The sequence below is a fragment of the Gordonia sp. NPDC003422 genome, assembly GCF_053588675.1.
This window is the reverse complement of the sequence record NZ_JBSFQL010000030.1, coordinates 16915-34305: the sequence shown is the minus strand read 5'-3', so window position 1 is coordinate 34305 and position 17391 is coordinate 16915. Positions and strand designations below refer to the sequence as shown.

Genomic DNA, 17391 nt, shown 5'->3' with positions numbered 1-17391 from the left:
AGGACTCCAAGGGTAGGGGAAGAAGTTTCTTCCCCTACTTTTGTGGGGCGCACCGGCGGATCGATGGTGCTTCTGCCGGGCCAGATGGACGGGCCAGCGCCACTCACGACGTCCAGACGGCGAGCCCGACATGTGGTGCGGCATGGACGAAGTCGTTGTCCGCGGTCAGCAATGTGAGCCCGTGGGCAATCGCAAGTCGCGCGATCAGAGCATCGATCGTGCCCAACTGGACCCCTGCACTGCGGCACAGGTTCTTCAGGTCGGCAGCGGCGACGTGGTCGTCGCGGTCGGGTGCAACAACCGGCACCGACGCGAACCGTTCGAGGATGACCCCGCGCGTGCGCTCCGGCACGAACCCCTGGAGTAGCTCCTGAATGATGAGTCCGGTGGTGACGACGAGGTCACCACCGACGAGTAGCCGTCGCAGTTCGACGACGTGCGGGTTGTCGAGCTGAGCGTCGCGCCGCAACGCCAGCGACCAGACGCTGGTGTCGACGAGAACGCTCATCCGCGCGAACGCTGCGCCTTGTAGTCGAAGGTCTCGTCGGGATCGAGCGAACCGAAGAGGTCGACGATCTTGGCTTGTTCACGTCGGGCGATGAACTCCTCGAGCGCGCGAGTGACCGTGTCCTTCTTGGTGCGTTCACCGCCGACCCGAAAAGCATGATCGAGCAGTTCCGGGTCGATCGCGAGATTTGTGGCCATCTGTGTACCTCCTTACACATGATCCCACACACTGCGAACGGCAACCGCTCGTCGGCACATTTCGACCGTCCGGCGCACAGCCGGTGGACTTCGGCGTGTGACCCGCGCCACGCATTGCGATGTGATCCACGCCTCAGCAAGTCTGACTCCAGTTACCCGTCACAGCTGGGAGGAAACCCGTGTCGACCGTCGACCAACCACCACCTCAGTCACACCTACCCACCGGCGAGGCCTATCTCGCCATGCAGGAGAGCGATCAGTTCCAGGACCTCAAGCGCACCCTGCGTCGCTTCGTGTTCCCGGTCTCGGCGTTCTTCCTGGCCTGGTACGCGATCTACGTGCTGCTCGGCGCGTTCGCGCACGACTTTATGGCCACCAAGGTCTGGGGCAACATCAACCTCGGACTCATCCTCGGACTGCTGCAGTTCGTGACCACCTTCGTCATCACCGGCCTCTACGTGCGGTTCGCCAACCGCGAACTCGATCCCAAGGCCGAGGCCATCCGCGACCAGATGGAAAGTGAGGTATCGGCATGACCGGCCAGAACACCATGGTGCTCGCCGCAACGGTCGGCAGCCCCGTCGCCAACATCTCGATCTTCCTCGCGTTCGTGGCGGTCACGATGTACGTCGTCATCCGCGCCAGCAAGAACAACAAGTCCGCCGCCGACTTCTTCACCGGCGGCCGCGGCTTCTCCGGGCCGCAGAACGGTATCGCCATCGCGGGCGACTACCTCTCGGCCGCAAGCTTTCTCGGTATCGCAGGCGCCATCGCCGTCTACGGGTACGACGGGTTCCTCTACTCCATCGGCTTCCTCGTCGCGTGGCTCGTCGCTCTCCTGCTCGTCGCCGAATTGCTCCGCAACACAGGCAAATTCACCATGGCCGACGTCCTCAGCTTCCGCCTGAAGCAGCGTCCGGTGCGACTGGCCGCGGCGATCTCCACGCTCGCGGTGTCGTTGTTCTACCTGCTCGCCCAGATGGCCGGCGCCGGTGGGCTTGTCGCGCTGCTGCTCGACATCGAGGGTCGCCTCGGACAATCGATCGTCATCGCCGTCGTCGGCGCCCTGATGATCGTCTACGTCCTCATCGGCGGCATGAAGGGCACCACCTGGGTGCAGATCATCAAGGCCGTGCTGCTCATCGCGGGTGCGGCGATCATGACCTTCATCGTTCTCGCCAAGTTCGGTTTCAACATCTCCTCGCTCCTGGGTTCGGCCCAGGACGCGATCAGCGACTCCGAGTCGAAGAAGGTCGCAAGCCGCGATGTGCTCGCGCCGGGCGCCCAGTACGGCGGATCGATGACCTCGCAGATCAACTTCGTGTCGCTGGCCATCGCGCTGGTGCTCGGCACCGCGGGTCTGCCGCACGTGCTGATGCGCTTCTACACCGTGCCGACCGCCAAGGAAGCCCGACGCTCGGTGGTCTGGGCCATCGCCCTGATCGGCGCGTTCTACCTGTTCACGCTGATCCTCGGCTACGGCGCGGCAGCCCTCGTCGGACCCGATAAGATCCTTGCCGCGGCCGGCGGTCAGAACGCGGCGGCACCGCTGCTCGCCTTCGAACTCGGCGGCGTGGTCCTGTTGGGAATCATCTCCGCGGTCGCCTTCGCGACGATCCTCGCGGTCGTGGCCGGGCTGGCGATCACCGCATCTGCCTCCTTCGCCCACGACATCTACGGCAGTGTCATCAAGCGCGGCAAGGCAAGTGAGGACGATCAGGTGCGGGTGTCGCGCTACACCGTCGTGGTGCTCGGCATCATGGGCATCGTCCTCGGTATCCTCGCCAACGGCCAGAACATCGCCTTCCTGGTGGCGCTGGCCTTCGCGATCGCCGCGGCGGCCAACCTGCCGACCATCGTGTACTCGCTGTACTGGAAGCGGTTCAACACCCGCGGCGCGCTGTGGAGCATCTACGGCGGTCTGGGCTCGACGATCATCCTGATCATCTTCTCGCCGGCGGTCTCCGGTGCGTCGACCTCGATGATCCCGGGCTCCGACTTCGCATGGTTCCCGCTCTCGAATCCGGGCATCGTGTCGATCCCGCTGGGCTTTGCCCTCGGCATCATCGGCACCTTCACCTCACCCGCCGACAAGGGCACTCCGGAGCGCAACGCCGAGATGGAGGTTCGTTCACTGACCGGTGTCGGCGCCGAAAAGGCGGTCGCGCACTAGGTCTCAGCCCGACACGCTGGATCTGCTCGCGTGTCTCTCGTTTGCTCGCAATGTATTGCGCGCGAATGGGAGACACGCGAGCAGTTGCCTTTTCGGCCTATCGCAACCCGACGACATCCACGCTCGTGACCTTGTAGCTGTGCGCGTCTGTCCGCATGCAGAGCACCAGCAGTGCGCCGGGGACTGTCATCACACCGCCCTCGTCGCGTCCGCACGGACCGGGTCGGCTCGTGACGCGACCGTCGGGCGCGATGGTCACGACGGCGTGGGAGCCGTAGTACCCCATGGCGGTCACCGCGGTGTTGCCGACGAGAGTCCACCACTGCTCCGGCGTCAAGTAGTCGCTGAACAACGGCACACGCGCTGAGTAGAGGCCGACGCGACCGGCGGGAAGGCGAAGGAGCATCGCCTGTTCCGACTGGCTCCCCAACGGTGTGATCGCGCCGGACAACGCCCATCCAAAGCGCTGGCGATCGGGGAGGAAGTACTCTGTCCTCGTCCCGTGCGGCACGACTGATCGCGCGTCGCGCGTATTGGTGTCGATGGCGACAATGCCCGTGTCCCAAGTTCTGCCATCGACATTTCCCATCGATACCTCGATGGCCACTGTCGAGCCGGATCGTGCCAACACCGTGACCAAGCGCCTCGTCCACTTCGATGATGGTGACGTCCACGCGGGCATCACGACGTAGCGTTCGGTTCCGTTGTACACGTTCACCATTCGCAACCACCGACCGCTCGCCGAGCAGCGGTCCTCGTGAACGATGACGTGTCCCACGACCGTGAGTTGCGTCGCGTCGGTGCAGTCCGACGCTCCCATCACCCAGCGAACCTTGCCGGTCCCGGGGTCCATCGCCGCCACCGCGGCGTGCTGGGAACTGCGGTCGTCCTTGGTCACCGAGATGACATCGGGGGTCGCGTCGTAGACGTCCCAACCCTCCGTATTCACCCATCGCACCGAGCCTGTCATCGCGTCGACGCCGAACACCCGGCGACCGCATGTCACAGCGATGATCGATGTGAGCCCAGCGCCAGTACTGCGCACTGCCGTACCCGGAACCCCACGAGACCACCAGTAGTCCTGCTGCCTGCCGCGTGATAGCTCGCCACCGCAATTCCCGCCGAGAGCGGCGAACTCGATCGACCACCGACGTTCCCCGGTCGCACCGTCGTAGGCCGCCAGACCGTGGTCGCCGCGCACCACAAATCCGGGACCGGCCGGCAGGACGTCGGTTGTCTCCCGCGCCGGTATGGAATAGGCGACCGTGCCCTCGACGGTCACGGGAGGCGGAGGAACCGGAATCGGCTCCACGACCGTAAAGGCACGCGTGGTGTGCGCTCCGATGACCAACCCGATCCCGAGAAACACAACCGACGTGAGGGCAACGACCATTACGGCGCCACTGACTCGGCGCTTGCGCGGGAGCGACGTCGGGCGCACGGCTCCGATCAACAGCACCAGCCAGGCGGCCACCAGAATGGCGCCCGACCATCGAATCCACGTCACGACCGGCGGCAGGAGCGGAGCGTCGAACTCGCCGGCCGCGGTCGAACTCATCTCACCCAGCCACAGCCACCCGAGGCCCAACGAAGCCACGAGCAGCAACCCGAGAACGAGTCCCGCGAGATCGCGGTCGGCCGACCGACGCCACCACACCACGCCCGCAGTGACCATGACGGCCAGAGCCACCAGTGGCATCGCCACCGCGGCAATCACCAGGTAGACGTCGGTCTGATGCGACGTGAAGTCACCGACCCAGCCGTCGGGATGCCGGTGCGCCACTGCATAACCGGTGAGCACAACGCCCGCCACGGCCAATCCTGTCGCCACGGCGATCGACGCCGGGGTTCGCCACCCGTCCCGTGATCGGTTGCTCGTCGTCGTGATGGCATCGATGATCGAGTCGTCCCCCGGCATCTGCATAGACTAACGGCCGCAGGCGGTTCGGATCACTGCCGAGTCCTCGCTGTGGACAACTCAGAACCGTTGTGCAGCGAGCTCTCCGGAGCCATCCCAACGAAGGTACGCTCTGCTCGTGCAGGACGGGGCAGACACGGAAACATCCATCGCCGATGACGTCTGGGAACCGACCGATACCGACAGAGACATCGAACGACCATGGTCACCGATCCTGTCGGCGTTGGTGATCGGATTCCTGGGCGCATCACTGACATGCCTCGCTTACGCGATCATCGCGCGGCCGACCGGGATGCCTGGTCCGGTGAACGTGGCCATGGACGATGTGCTTGTCCGGACGGGGTGGATGGTCGGTACGGCCACCGTCCTCGTCGGCCTCTACTACTTCGTCGGCAGGGTGAACATGTGGTCGAACAGGACTCGCCACCGAATCGCCGCGCTGTCCACGCCGATCCTGGCCGTCGCGGGTGTCTGTGTCATCATCACCCGATTCCGCGGCACAACCATGGCCGCATTCACCGATACCTTTGATGCCCAGCGAAACTCCGCATCGACGTTGGCTACGGCCGCGGCGACAGCAGCTTGGTTGTCTGCCTGCGCGGCGCTGGCTGTGCTCGTCGTGGTCGCTCTGTTTTCCTACGGTCCGGCACGAGAGGCGATCGGATTGGCTGTCCAACCACCGCCGCGTGAGCACCACCGGCACCGCACTCCTGGCCACCGGCCGCGCTGGACGGTTGCGGTGGCTGTCGCTGCGGCGATCCTCATCTCGATTCCGGCGATCGTCGTTGCCGCCACACAGAGCTCGTCGTCGAATGGGCCGTTGACCGGTGAAACCGCCGCTCCGACAACGATTGGCGGCCGCATTGGCCTCGAAGTCCAGGAACGCTATCGCATTGCTGTCGGCGACGCGGACCGGGTCGTTCCGGCCGGCGCCGGGTTCGTCCGAGTCGAGTACGACTTCACCATGTCCGGAAGACCCGACACGATCGAGGGCTACGACGGCCGCACCGGGGAGCGGCGCTGGTGGCTGTCAGCCCCACAGGTGTCCCCGTACCTACCACGGAGCACCGGCGTCGGTCACGGATCGGTGGTGATCACCGCGGTGACGACGAAACTCGCCCGGAATGTCGCCGAGTCCGAGTCGGTCATCGGCATCGACGCGATGACTGGCCGGGTTCTCTGGACCAGAACTTCCGAGGCACCGGCCACCGTCTTCGGGACCTCACCGGACGTGGCCTTGATCGCCGACTCTGTGCCAGAACCGCCGGGCGTCACAGCGTCGGCGCGTTCGCAGCGTTGGACGGCGATCAATCCTCGCACCGGCGAAGTTCTGTGGCAGCGCATATTTCGGTACGGATGCAATTCCAGCGGTACCCTCACCACCGATGCGGTGATCATCACCGCATGCGACAGCAGCGATGTCGGCCGCAGCGGCGTGCTGCTGGGCGATTCGAGCGAACTGGCGACGATTCTCGATCCCGTCACCGGAACCCGGCGCGGCACGATCACACGCGCGATACTCGGTGCGCGACAGTCAGATCGGGTGTCTTTCGTCGACGCGCGGGGCCCACACGCCCTGCTGACGGTTGGTCGACGCGACATCCTTGTCGACGTGAACACGCTGGACACCAAGTCCGTTGCGGGTGCCGCACAGTTCATCGACGACCAATCGATTCTCTTGGTGACCAGGCGATCGGACCGGAAGGACACTTCATCGATCTACTTGGTCGACTCCGCGCGGACGGTTCGCACACCGCTACAGGCAGAGTCCGCCTGGGCAACCACGCTGGAGGCGTCGTGGACCTCGGTGAACGGCGGTTGGTTCGCACTGGGCGACGTCAGTGTCGGGACTCGGCCGACACCGGAACCACCGCACTGGCCCGGTCTCGTGGCGATCGGTATCGACGGACACGCGCACGCACTGCCGGCGCCCTGCGAGGACCCGCTGCAGTATGTGACATCGGTGCCGGGGGCGCTTGTGGTGAAGTGCCTCAACACCATCGTCGGTATGGCGTGAACCCGACGTCAGCGGCCTGACGCATCCTGAATCCGCGCAAACGGTTGCGCCGCTTCGAGTTCGAAGGCCAGCTCGAGCAGTGAGCGTTCCTTGCCGAGGTCGGCCATGAAGTGGATGCCGATGGGCAGGCCGGTGGCGGTCTGGCCGAGCGGGAGACTGATCGCCGGGGTGCCCGAGGTGTTGTTCGCCGGGGTGAACGCGACGTAGCGGGTCAGCCGTTCGAAGGTCTCGGCGAAATCGCCTGCGGGGTCGAGGTATCCGATCTTGGGCGTGGTGTGGGCGAGCGTCGGTGTCAGGGCCAGGTCGAAGCGGTCGAACATGCCGCGGAAGGCAGCCGTCGAGCGTTTGAGTCCGCGGATCGCCGACGGCATCCGCCAGAATCGTCGCAGCGCCATCCGGGACAGACCACGCGTGAAGGGGTCGAGTTGCGAACGGTCGAACCCCTTGTCGATGACTCGCTTTCCGAAGTGGTCGAGCGAGAAGGCCAGCAGCGCCCAGTAGTCGGTGAAGTCCTGGATGTAGTCCCGGTCCACCGGCAGCGGAACCATCTCGGTTCGATGGCCGAGCTTCTCCACCAGCTCGGCCACCTCGGTCACCGCCCGCTGGGTCTCCATGTCGAGAAGCTGGCCGGTCAGCGGCTCCGTTATGAGTGCGATCCGCAGTCGACGCTGACTCGGGCCCTCGACGAGTCCAACCTGCTCGAGATCCGGCGCGGCCGCGAACCGCTCGGCGTCGGCGATGAAGTGCGCGGTGTCGCGGACCGACCGGCTGATGATGCCGTTGGAGATGATGTCGATCGGTGCCGCTTCGCCCTCCCGCGATGCGACGACCCGATCGCGGGACGGTTTCAAACCGACCAGCCCACACGCGGCCGCCGGGATACGGATCGAACCTCCGCCGTCGTTGGCGTGCGCGATCGGTAGTGCTCCGGCGGCAACGAGTGCCGCTGAACCGCCCGACGACGCACCCGAGGAGAAGTCGGTGTCCCAGGGGTTGCGCGTAGGGTCGCCGTCGACGAACTCGGTGGTCGCGGTGAGGCCGAAGGCCGGCAGCGTCGACGCCCCGACGACGTTGACGCCGGTCGAGAGCCACTGGTCGGTGAAGGCCTCGTTGATCTCGGCCGGACGCTCCGGCACGGCAGCGGACCCGTGCCGCGTCGGCAAGCCGGTGAACAGGGTGTTGTTCTTGATGATCGACGGCACACCGGTGAACGAGCCGGCCGGGAAGTCGTTGTCGACGGCACGTTTGCGGGCACGTTCGCGGTCGTCGTAGACGACGGCGTTCAGGTGCGGATTGACCGCGTCGATGCGGGCCAGCGCGGCCTCCACGGCCTCGGTCGCGGAGAACTCGCCAGCCACAATCCCCCGTGCGACGCCGACACCGTCGAGATCGCCGAGACAGTCATCACCAAACGCATGCACATGCTTCATGCAGGCCGAGCATAGCGTCAACAACCCCAGCCGCAGCGATGCACACCCTTGATGTGCCCGTCCAGGCCGGCCACCAGATGCGAATCGAGGCTGATGTCGTTGACGCCCATCCAGATCTCGCCGCCGTCGTCCCCGCCGATCGTCACCCGGAACTTGGCTTGTCCTACAGTGGCTGCGCTGATGCCGAGCCGAGCCGGGGCCGATGCGATGAGGTCGGCCACGCTGTCGGCGTCGACGTCGGCAAGATAGACGACCACGTCGGGCGATCCGGTCGAGTTCACCGATAGTCCGCTGTAGACCTGCGGATTGTGGAACTCACCGCCGGGCGAGAAGTCGTAGTGCACAGCGCCGGTGGGAGACTTCGGATCGAGGACATGCAGTACGGCGTCGTCGCGGTACAGGTGGACACCTTGCACGACAGTCGTCCCGAATCGCTGACGGGTGGCCTCGATGATCCCGCGTATCCCGCCGGCGGTGAACATTGCACCCTCCACCAGCGGATCAGATGGGACCGGCGCGCCGGCCTCATCGTCGGACGAGGCGCGGGTCACGACGACCACCCCCACCTGCAGGGCCACGACTGCGAGGATCGCCACGATGCCGAGGATCACGCGCGGGTCCACCGACCGCGTCGACGCCGAATCCGCGGGCGACTCCGTGCCACGCTGCAGGTCAGAGACGATGGAATCGAGTTGCGCCAGTGTTGATGCCGACTTGGCGTCCTCGACACGTTGGCGATGCTCACCGATACTGAGCTGCCCGTCCAGAAGGGCGTCGTCGAGGATCTGCATCGACGTCACCCGGTCGACGTCGCGCGCCCGTGTACCCGCCTGCGTTCTCCCCCGACCCGACTCATGGTCGGCCATGGCGCCAGGTTACGCCGCCTACGGTTCAGCGCGCCGTCATCGACAACACGTCGCGCACCAACCGCTCTGCCCACGCCTCCTCGACCGGCATCCCGAAAGCGCAGTGGTGGTAGAGCGGAGCGACGACGTGGTCGAGGACGAGGTCGACGGCCGGTACTGATTCGCCGCGTTCACGCGCGTGAGCGAGCATCTGTTCCACCTGGTCACGCCGGATTTCCCAGCGCGGGTAGGCGTCGACGATGTCGGTGCGGGCCCACACCATGGCCCGCAGATAGTTGCGACGACGAGGAGTGGTGAGGTCTGCGGCGATGCGCTGGGCCCATGCGCGCAGATCGTCGGCGAACACACCGGTATCGGGGACTGGTTCTTCGGCGGTGAGCACCTCGATCGCGACCTGCTCGAGCAGCACGTCCATCGACCCCCAGCGCCGGTAGACGCTGGACGGGTTGACCCCGGCCAACTCGGCGACCTGCGGGATGGTCATCGTCTCCCGCAGCCCCTGATCCAGGAGTTGCCCGACCGCGTCGAAGACGGCCGCCTTCACACGCTCGCTGCGGCCGCCGGGACGTTTGGCGATGCCGGTCGCTGTTGTCGGTTTGGTCATGATCGGGCCATTATTGCAAAGATCGTTGCTTTTGTGACCCCGTTTCGCGTACCGTCATGGTCGAGACGGCTGTCACAGCATCCCCCAAATCACTGCGACAGCCTGCGGTAACCCCCAAAGATCGACCGCGCGAACCGTTTCCGAGGTCTGCGCGTCAGCACCCGCCGGTGAGGAGTAAGACGGAACCATGCATCTCAAGTACAGCCCCGAAGAAGAGGCGTTCCGCGAGGAGCTGCGCAGCATCTTCTCGAAGGTTCCCGAAGAGATCCGGCAACGCAACGAGGCCGGCAAGATCAGCTATCCCGACGACATCGTCACCACCACGCGCATCCTCAACGAGCACGGCGTCGCGACGCCCGCGTGGCCGGTCGAGTGGGGCGGCAAGGACTGGACCCCGATCCAGCACCACATCTACCGCGAGGAGATGAGCCTCAACTTCGTGCCGGACCTGCTGCCGTTCAACGTCGGCATGATCGGCCCCGTCATCGCGCAGTTCGGGTCGCAGGAGATCAAGGAGCGGTTCCTCGCGAAGACCGCGAACGCCGACATCTGGTGGTGCCAGGGGTTCTCCGAACCCGAAGCCGGCTCCGACCTCGCGTCGCTCAAGACCAAGGCGGTCCGCGATGGCGACCACTACGTGATCAACGGCCAGAAGACCTGGACCACACTCGGTCAGTACGCCGACTGGATCTTCTGCCTCGCCCGCACCAACCCGGACGTCAAGAAGCAGGCCGGCATCAGCATGTTCCTGTTCCCGATGGACACCCCGGGCGTGGAACTGCGGCCGATCCAGCTGATCGACGGCGGTTTCGAGGTCAACGAGGTCTTCTTCAACGACGTCCGGGTGCCGGTCGAGAATCTCGTCGGTGAGGAGAACGACGGCTGGACCCAGGCCAAGTTCCTGCTCGGCAACGAGCGCAGCGGTATTGCACGCGTCGGCTACACCAAGACCAAGCTCGCGCGCGCCAAGGAATTGGCCGCACAGACACCGACCGCCAACGGCACCCTCCTCGATGACCCGTTGTTCGCGGCCCGTCTCGCCGAGATCGAAAATCAGCTGCTGGCACTGGAACTCACGCAGCTGCGGGTGGTCGCATCGTCGGCCGACGGCAAACCCAACCCGGCGTCGTCGCTGCTGAAACTGTTGGGCAGCCAACTGCAGCAGGCCGCCATGGAGCTGATCGCCGACATCGCCGGCCCCGACTCCCTCCCCGTCGCCGAACTCGACGCCGCGGCCGCCAACGGCAGCGCCGACATCGAATCCCCCGAATGGGCACAGCGCAGCGTCCCGACATACCTCAACTACCGCAAGGTCACCATCTACGGCGGTTCCTCCGAGGTTCAGCGCCAGATCATCGACAAAGCCGTTTTGGGCCTGTAAAGCCCTACCCGCCACAACCCAAGGAACATCATGGATTTCGAGCTGTCCGAAGAGCAGCAGATGTTGCGCGACACCGTCCGCGACGTCCTCACCAAGAGCTACGACGTGGAAACCCTGCGCGCGGTCACCGACACCGAGCGCGGCTGGAGCGAGAAGGTCTGGAAGTCGCTGGCCGACATCGGAATTCTCGGCATGACCTTCCCCGAGGCCGAGGGCGGCATGGACGCCGGCCCCGTCGAATTCACCAGCGTCATGACCGAGATCGGCCGCGCGCTGGCTCCCGAGCCATACCTGGATTCGGTTCTCGTACCGGGGTCGCTGCTCGCGATCGCCGACGACGAGACCCGCGTCGAGTTGCGTGAGGGCCTCGCATCGGGTGAGCTCATGATGGCCTTCGCCCATCATGAGGCCGGAAACCGCTGGCCGGAAAGCACCATCGAGACCACCGCGGATGCCGACGGCAACCTCACCGGACTCAAGAGTCTTGTCGGACACGGCGATTGCGCCCACAAGCTCATCGTGTCGGCAAAGGACGCCGACGGCGTGGGTCTGTACCTCATCGACGCCGACGCCGAGGGTGTCACCCGCACGCCGTACCGCACGCACGACCGTCGTCGTGGCGCCCAGATCGAGTTCGCCAACGCCGCCGCCCGACGCCTCGGCAGCGGCGACGCGTCGGACCTCATCGCCGACGCCGAGGTCGGGATCCAGGCCGCGCTCTGCGCCGAGGCGGTCGGCGCGATGGAGCGTTCGCTGGAACTCACCACCGAATACCTCAAGACACGCAAGCAGTTCGGCGTCACCCTGTCGACCTTCCAGGCACTGAGCCATCGCGCCGCCGACATGTACGTGCAGCTCGAACTCGCACGCAGCATGAGCCTGTACGCCACCACCTCACTAGCCGACGGTGTCGCCGACCCGGTCGTCGCGTCCCGTGCGAAGCTGCAGATCTGCACCTCGGGCCGCGCGATCGGCCAGGAAGCGATCCAGATGCACGGCGGTATCGGCATGACCGCCGAATACCCTGTCGGGCACTACGTGAGCCGCCTGACCGGCATCTCGCACACCCTGGGCGATGCGTCGTCGCACCTGAGCCGGTTGTCGGCGAACGTGGGCACCTACGAGATGGTGTCCGTCGGCTGAGCCTTCTCCCGCGTGACACCCCACTCGGCCGCCAGGAGCTGGTGCGATCGCTTCCTCGCCTCGAAATCGTGTGTGACGCTGGTGATCACGAGCTCGTCGGCGCCGGTGGCGTGGGCGAGGGTGTCGAGCCCATCGGCCACTGCCGACGGTGAGCCGACGAACTGGGTCCGAATGCGATCGTCCACCACGGCACGCTGTTCGGTGGTGAGCGGGGGTGTCGACGCCGGATCGGGATACGGAGCTGCGCCACCGCCGGCCCGGATGCTGTGCACCCAGTGACCGTAGGTCGACGCGAGTTCGCGTGCGGCGGCGTCGTTGTCGGCGACCACCACGTCGGCCGACACCACGACGTAGGGCCGGTCGAGCCGCCCCGAAGGGCGGAATGCCGCACGGTAGGCCTCCACGGCCTCGAGAACCGTTGCGGGACTGACGTGATAGTTCGCGACGAACGGTAACCCCTCGGTACCGGCCACCTGTGCGCTCTGGCCTTTGCTGCTTCCGAACACCCACACGTCGACATCAGCGCCTTCGCCCGGAACAGCGTGCAGTGCGATGTCGTCGACACGGTACGAACCGCTCAGCAGCGCAAGGACATCCGCGACAGCGTCGGCGAAATCCTGCGGAGCTGCGCCCTCGAACTCCAGAGCTTGGGCGGCCGCTATCCGCGGCGAGGCCAACAGGGTCTCGACCGGGAAGGCACGTGGGATCAACAGCCCGTCGACCACGCGTTCCGGTTCGGACCGCGTGACGGTGCCGCCGGTACGTACCGTGGCGATGGCTTCGGTCCGTCGCTGGCCCGACCGCCCGAGTCCCAGGTCGAGCCGACCGGGATGGACCGCATCGATGGTGCCGAAAGCCTCCACCACCGACGCCGGCGTGTGGTGCCCGAGTTGAACTGCCGCACTGCCGACCCGAATGCGTTGGGTGGCGGCGGCGATCAATGCGATGAGAGTTGCCGTCGACGATGACGCCACCGACACGAAATGGTGTTCGGCCAACCAGAATCGGCGATAGCCCGCGCCCTCCGCGACGCGCGCCAGTTCGATCGATCGTCGGATCGCCTCGGCCGGCGAGGATCCGTCCGCGATCGGTGCAAGATCAAGCACCGACAACGGGATCCGCGAATACCCACTCATCTCTCGCCACCGGGCTGTGCCGCGTAGGCCACATCGGGCAACACCCGTTCGCCTGCGCATCGACAGGATGAATCCGGACACAGCGTCGTCGCTCCCGTGGCTTCCGGCATCAGGCTTTCCGCGCCGCGAAGCAGCCACCGGTGCTCGCGTTCGAGAACACGCGCCAACCACGCCACCACAACACCTCCTCACCGTCGCCGACATCCCAGTCAGACGCAGATCGGCCGACGACGCGAGGGTTTGGCTCAGGGTGATCGATTCCCCGCACGGCGGAGTTGTCGGGTGCATGCCCGACGTTGTCCGGTACATGCCCGCACCCACTCACGAGCCGACGCAACCGCTGGTGGCGATCGCACTGACCCCGACCGGTCGCCATCCCGGGGCCTGGCGCGAGCCCGACGTGACGCCCGCGACGTTACTCGGGGCCCGACACTGGCGTTCGGTGATCGCCGCCGCCGAAGACGCACGTGCCGATTTCGTCACGTTCGACGACGGTTTCTCGGTGCACCGACTCGATACGGACGAGACCGACATTACGCGCACCGATGTCGTTGCGGGACAGCTCGACACGCAGCTTCTCGCCGCGCGGCTGGCGCCGATCACCACTGGTGTCGGCCTGCTGCCCACCGTGGTGACCACGCACACCGAACCCTTCCACGCGTCGAAATCGATTGCCACACTGGACTACATCAGCCGAGGGCGTGCCGGAGTGGTGGTGACGACCGACCCACGGCCCGAACACGCGGCGCTCTTCGGCCGACGCACCCTCGATTCGGCGTCGCACGCCGATCTGCTCGCGGAGGCAGCCGACTACGCCGAGGTTCTCCGTCGACTCTGGGACAGCTGGGAGGACGACGCGGAGATCCGTCACACCGCGACGGGCCGCTTCATCGACCGAAACAAGCTGCACTACATCGACTTCGAGGGAAGCCAGTTCTCGGTGCGCGGACCGTCGATCACCCCGCGACCGCCGCAGGGACAGCCGATCATCGCCGCCGACCTCGACAACCGATCCACATCCTTCGTGGGCACGACCGCTGACATCGGCTTCGCCGTCGGCAGCGACGACTCGGCGATCGCCGACACCATCAACGCCGCACGGACAGCCGAGGCCCGGGCGGAGCGTGCCGGCAGTCCGCTCGCCATCCTCGTCGACCTGCTCGTCGTCGTCGACGACACCGCTGCGCAAGCCCGCGCCCGCCGCGCACGCTTCGACGAGTCGGCCGGCGGCGTCTACACGGGTGGCATCCCGGTGGTGGCGGGCACCGCGTCCGACATCGCAGATCGGATCGCCGAACTGCTGGATCTGGGAGCCGACGGAGTTCGCCTGCACCCCGCCGCAATTCCGCACGACCTCCATCGGATCGCCACCAACCTGGCACCCGAACTTCGCCGTCGGCACCGCCTGCGGGAGTCCTACATCGACGGCGAGTCGCTGCGTTCCCGACTCGGACTCGGTCGACCGGAAAGTCGTTATGCCATTTCGGAATTGGTGGAGGCTTCCCGATGACCAAACAGGTCCACCTCGCCGCACACTTCCCCGGCGTCAACAACACGACGGTGTGGAGCGATCCCGCGTCGGGCAGTCACATCGAGTTCGATTCCTTTGTTCATTTCGCGCAGACCGCCGAGCGCGGCCTGTTCGACTTCCTGTTCCTCGCCGAAGGTCTGCGCCTGCGGGAACAGAACGGTCAGATCTACGACCTCGACGTCGTCGGCAGACCCGACACCTTCACCGTCCTCGCCGCCCTTGCCGCGGTCACCGAACACCTCGGTCTGGCCGGCACCATCAACTCGACGTTCAACGAACCCTTCGAAGTGGCACGGCAATTCGCGACACTCGACCATCTCTCCGACGGTCGAGCCGCCTGGAACGTGGTGACCTCGTGGGACGAGTTCACCGGGCAGAACTTTCGACGCGGCGGCTACCTGCCGCAAGACCAGCGCTACGTGCGCGCCAAGGCATTCCTCGAAGTAGCCACCGCACTATGGGATTCGTGGGAGCGCGACGACATCCTCGGCGACCAGGCGTCGGGCCAGTTCGTGGCCCGACCCGACGCGGGCGCATTCACTCACCGCGACACCCAGTTCGACATCGCCGGCCGGTTCCCCGTCCCGCGCAGCCCACAGGGGCGGCCGGTGATCTTCCAGGCCGGCGACTCCGACGAGGGCCGCGAATTCGCCGCACAACGCGCCGACGCCATCTTCTCCCGACACTCCACCCTCGACGCGGGCACCCGCTTCTACGCCGACATCAAGCGGCGCCTCGGCCGGTACGGCCGCGCACCGTCGGATCTGCTGATCCTGCCGGCCGCGACCTTTGTTCTCGGCGACACGGACGCCGAGGCCGCCGAGCTCGCACACGAGGTGCGCCTCGCGCAGGTGAGCGGGCAGACCGCGATCAAGTTCCTTGAGCAGCTGTGGAACCGCGACCTCTCCGACCACGATCCGGACGGCCCGCTACCCACCGTTGACCCGCTACCGGGCGAGAACACCGTCGCCAAAGGTCGTGCGAGCGTGCGGATTCACCGCGACCCGCGCGACGTCGCCAATGAGTGGCGCGATCTCGCCGCCGCCAAGAACCTCACCACCCGCGAGGTGATCATCGAGGTGACGGGCCGCCAGGCGTTTGTCGGGTCGCCGATCACCGTCGCACACGCGATCAACGACTTCGTACAGGCGGATGCGAGTGACGGATTCATTCTCGTGCCGCACATCACGCCCGGCGGACTCGACAGATTTGTCGCCGACGTCGTCCCCGTGCTGCAGGAACTCGGCGTCTATCGGCGCGAGTACCCCGGTTCGACGCTGCGTGAGAATCTCGAACTCCCCTTGCTCGCCTGACGCGGCGCGCCCATCGGCGGCAAAGCATCCCGTCGGGGTTCCATGCTCGATAGCATTTCTGGAGTCCGCCTTACCGCATGGGAGAGATCGACATGGTCGCATTGCTGCGCGACAACCTCGGCCACGCCGCCGCGTTCAGCCTCGCCGGCATCGTCCTGCTGATCGTCGGCTTCCTCGCGCTGGATCTCGTCACCCCCGGACGCCTGCGCAATCTGGTGTGGCTCGACCACAATCGCAACGCCGTGATCCTGACGACGTCGATGGTGATCTCGGTGTCGCTGGTGCTGATCTGCGCTGTCGTCGACACTCGGGAACTCATCCTGTGGCGGGCCGTGCTCTACACCGCCGCCTACGCGGTCCTCGCGATTGCCGTGATGATGTGGTCGTTCGTCCTGATCGACTGGCTCACCCCGGGCAAACTCGGCACGCTGCTGCTCGAGGGCGGGGCCCACCGCGGCGACGACCATCCGGCCGGCTGGATCACCGCGGCCGTGTTCGTCGGGATCGGCGCGGTCATCGGGGCGACCCTGCTCGTCTGACGTCACCCGCTTATTGACGGGTAGACAGTAGGCCCATAGGGTGACCACAAATCGCACCCATGGAGGGGAACAGCATGCCTGCAGAACTCATCGAGGAATCCGTCGACATCGACGCCACGCCGGAGAAGGTGTGGGCGGTGATCTCCGACCTCAAGCGGATGGGCGAGTGGAGCCCGCAGTGCGTGAAGATGATCATCCGCGGCGGCGACGTCGACCTCGACACCAAGACGATCAACATCAACCGGCGCGGCGCGCTCGTGTGGCCGACCACCTCGAAGGTCGTGCGCTTCGAGCCGAACAAGACAATCGGCTGGCGCGTCACCGAGAACAACACCGTGTGGAGCTACTCGATCACACCGTCGGAGAATGGCGTCAAGCTCACCGAACGGCGCGAAGCACCGGGCGGCAAGACCAGCAAGATCTCGTTCACGCTCGTCGAGCGCTTCATGGGCGGCAACGACAACTTCGACGTCGAACTCAAGGCCGGCATGGCCGAGACGCTCGGGAAGATCAAGAAGGCCGCAGAGGCCTGACCCGAACAGTACTGCCTTGGGCCTCCTGACCTGCGGTAACGCGTTCGACGCCCTCCGCTCCCGGAGGTGCCCGAGGCGCTAGCCGACTGCTTCGAAGGGCTG

Annotated in this window: 16 protein-coding genes; 9 read left to right on the top strand and 7 right to left on the bottom strand. The window is 66.0% G+C overall.

Annotation, left to right across the window (positions count from 1 at the left end; all coding sequences use genetic code 11):
- Positions 1-103 precede the first annotated feature (103 nt).
- Entirely contained in the window at positions 104-508 is a 405-nt protein-coding gene (gene vapC, locus ACWDTF_RS21200) for a type II toxin-antitoxin system VapC family toxin (RefSeq protein ID WP_433257776.1), read from the bottom strand.
- Complete coding sequence (locus ACWDTF_RS21195) at positions 505-705, bottom strand: type II toxin-antitoxin system VapB family antitoxin (RefSeq protein ID WP_240859844.1); 201 nt, start codon at positions 703-705, stop codon at positions 505-507. The genes vapC and ACWDTF_RS21195 overlap by 4 nt, the downstream gene beginning before the upstream one ends.
- Before the next feature lie 179 nt (positions 706-884).
- Here ACWDTF_RS21195 and ACWDTF_RS21190 point away from each other — a divergent pair, with 179 nt between their 5' ends.
- Positions 885-1241, top strand: a complete 357-nt coding sequence (locus ACWDTF_RS21190; protein WP_240859845.1) for a DUF485 domain-containing protein — start codon at positions 885-887, stop codon at positions 1239-1241.
- Entirely contained in the window at positions 1238-2878 is a 1641-nt protein-coding gene (locus ACWDTF_RS21185; RefSeq protein WP_240859846.1) for a solute symporter family protein, read from the top strand. The genes ACWDTF_RS21190 and ACWDTF_RS21185 overlap by 4 nt, the downstream gene beginning before the upstream one ends.
- 97 nt (positions 2879-2975) lie before the next feature.
- Here ACWDTF_RS21185 and ACWDTF_RS21180 read toward each other — a convergent pair whose 3' ends face one another.
- Positions 2976-4796 (bottom strand): hypothetical protein, encoded by a 1821-nt coding sequence (locus ACWDTF_RS21180; RefSeq protein WP_449755023.1) that lies wholly within the window; start codon positions 4794-4796, stop codon positions 2976-2978.
- A 118-nt stretch (positions 4797-4914) separates the two neighbouring features.
- On the opposite strand from ACWDTF_RS21180, the gene ACWDTF_RS21175 reads away from it, so the two are divergent.
- Positions 4915-6813 carry an outer membrane protein assembly factor BamB family protein gene (locus tag ACWDTF_RS21175; protein ID WP_449755022.1) on the top strand — a complete coding sequence of 633 codons (1899 nt, stop codon included), beginning with the start codon at positions 4915-4917 and terminating at the stop codon, positions 6811-6813.
- Between the two features lie 8 nt (positions 6814-6821).
- Here the strand turns inward: ACWDTF_RS21175 and ACWDTF_RS21170 are convergent, their stop codons facing one another.
- The 3 genes from ACWDTF_RS21170 to ACWDTF_RS21160 are packed head-to-tail and all read right to left on the bottom strand — an operon-like array spanning position 6822 to position 9713.
- Positions 6822-8243: an amidase gene (locus ACWDTF_RS21170; RefSeq protein WP_449755021.1), complete on the bottom strand. Its 1422-nt coding sequence runs from the start codon at positions 8241-8243 to the stop codon at positions 6822-6824.
- A 17-nt stretch (positions 8244-8260) separates the two neighbouring features.
- Positions 8261-9109 (bottom strand): DUF1707 SHOCT-like domain-containing protein, encoded by an 849-nt coding sequence (locus ACWDTF_RS21165; RefSeq protein WP_449755020.1) that lies wholly within the window; start codon positions 9107-9109, stop codon positions 8261-8263.
- A 25-nt stretch (positions 9110-9134) separates the two neighbouring features.
- On the bottom strand, positions 9135-9713 hold the full coding sequence (locus ACWDTF_RS21160) for a TetR/AcrR family transcriptional regulator (protein WP_355276936.1): 579 nt from the start codon (positions 9711-9713) through the stop codon (positions 9135-9137).
- A 187-nt stretch (positions 9714-9900) separates the two neighbouring features.
- On the opposite strand from ACWDTF_RS21160, the gene ACWDTF_RS21155 reads away from it, so the two are divergent.
- Both ACWDTF_RS21155 and ACWDTF_RS21150 read left to right on the top strand, forming a co-directional pair.
- Entirely contained in the window at positions 9901-11094 is a 1194-nt protein-coding gene (locus ACWDTF_RS21155; protein ID WP_240859860.1) for an acyl-CoA dehydrogenase family protein, read from the top strand.
- Between the two features lie 30 nt (positions 11095-11124).
- The gene (locus ACWDTF_RS21150) at positions 11125-12237 is read left to right on the top strand and encodes an acyl-CoA dehydrogenase family protein (protein WP_355276940.1); all 1113 of its coding nucleotides are present in this window, start codon (positions 11125-11127) and stop codon (positions 12235-12237) included.
- On the opposite strand, the gene ACWDTF_RS21145 is transcribed toward ACWDTF_RS21150, so the two are convergent.
- Positions 12213-13373 (bottom strand): LLM class flavin-dependent oxidoreductase, encoded by a 1161-nt coding sequence (locus tag ACWDTF_RS21145; RefSeq protein WP_449755019.1) that lies wholly within the window; start codon positions 13371-13373, stop codon positions 12213-12215. The genes ACWDTF_RS21150 and ACWDTF_RS21145 overlap by 25 nt on opposite strands.
- A gap of 286 nt (positions 13374-13659) precedes the next feature.
- Between ACWDTF_RS21145 and ACWDTF_RS21140 the strand changes: the two genes are divergently transcribed.
- The 4 genes from ACWDTF_RS21140 (at position 13660) to ACWDTF_RS21125 (ending at position 17289) form a co-directional block, all read left to right on the top strand.
- Entirely contained in the window at positions 13660-14883 is a 1224-nt protein-coding gene (locus ACWDTF_RS21140; RefSeq protein WP_449755018.1) for an LLM class flavin-dependent oxidoreductase, read from the top strand.
- On the top strand, positions 14880-16217 hold the full coding sequence (locus ACWDTF_RS21135; protein WP_449755017.1) for an NtaA/DmoA family FMN-dependent monooxygenase: 1338 nt from the start codon (positions 14880-14882) through the stop codon (positions 16215-16217). The genes ACWDTF_RS21140 and ACWDTF_RS21135 overlap by 4 nt, the downstream gene beginning before the upstream one ends.
- 92 nt (positions 16218-16309) lie before the next feature.
- Positions 16310-16756 (top strand): DUF350 domain-containing protein, encoded by a 447-nt coding sequence (locus tag ACWDTF_RS21130; RefSeq protein WP_449755030.1) that lies wholly within the window; start codon positions 16310-16312, stop codon positions 16754-16756.
- A gap of 74 nt (positions 16757-16830) precedes the next feature.
- A complete protein-coding gene (locus ACWDTF_RS21125; RefSeq protein ID WP_449755016.1) occupies positions 16831-17289 on the top strand; it encodes an SRPBCC family protein in 459 nt (152 codons plus the stop codon).
- The last annotated feature ends 102 nt before the right edge of the window (positions 17290-17391 follow it).

Bases quoted from the DNA above. Each gene is read 5' to 3' on its own strand.
- ACWDTF_RS21195 (WP_240859844.1), bottom strand. From the start codon at position 705: ATGGCCACAAATCTCGCGATCGACCCGGAACTGCTCGATCATGCTTTT.
- ACWDTF_RS21150 (WP_355276940.1), top strand. From the start codon at position 11,125: ATGGATTTCGAGCTGTCCGAAGAGCAGCAGATGTTGCGCGACACCGTC.
- ACWDTF_RS21130 (WP_449755030.1), top strand. From the start codon at position 16,310: ATGGTCGCATTGCTGCGCGACAACCTCGGCCACGCCGCCGCGTTCAGC.
- ACWDTF_RS21170 (WP_449755021.1), bottom strand. From the start codon at position 8,243: ATGAAGCATGTGCATGCGTTTGGTGATGACTGTCTCGGCGATCTCGAC.
- ACWDTF_RS21165 (WP_449755020.1), bottom strand. From the start codon at position 9,109: ATGGCCGACCATGAGTCGGGTCGGGGGAGAACGCAGGCGGGTACACGG.
- vapC (WP_433257776.1), bottom strand. From the start codon at position 508: ATGAGCGTTCTCGTCGACACCAGCGTCTGGTCGCTGGCGTTGCGGCGC.
- ACWDTF_RS21160 (WP_355276936.1), bottom strand. From the start codon at position 9,713: ATGACCAAACCGACAACAGCGACCGGCATCGCCAAACGTCCCGGCGGC.
- ACWDTF_RS21145 (WP_449755019.1), bottom strand. From the start codon at position 13,373: ATGAGTGGGTATTCGCGGATCCCGTTGTCGGTGCTTGATCTTGCACCG.
- ACWDTF_RS21135 (WP_449755017.1), top strand. From the start codon at position 14,880: ATGACCAAACAGGTCCACCTCGCCGCACACTTCCCCGGCGTCAACAAC.
- ACWDTF_RS21155 (WP_240859860.1), top strand. From the start codon at position 9,901: ATGCATCTCAAGTACAGCCCCGAAGAAGAGGCGTTCCGCGAGGAGCTG.
- ACWDTF_RS21185 (WP_240859846.1), top strand. From the start codon at position 1,238: ATGACCGGCCAGAACACCATGGTGCTCGCCGCAACGGTCGGCAGCCCC.
- ACWDTF_RS21180 (WP_449755023.1), bottom strand. From the start codon at position 4,796: ATGCCGGGGGACGACTCGATCATCGATGCCATCACGACGACGAGCAAC.
- ACWDTF_RS21140 (WP_449755018.1), top strand. From the start codon at position 13,660: ATGCCCGACGTTGTCCGGTACATGCCCGCACCCACTCACGAGCCGACG.
- ACWDTF_RS21125 (WP_449755016.1), top strand. From the start codon at position 16,831: ATGCCTGCAGAACTCATCGAGGAATCCGTCGACATCGACGCCACGCCG.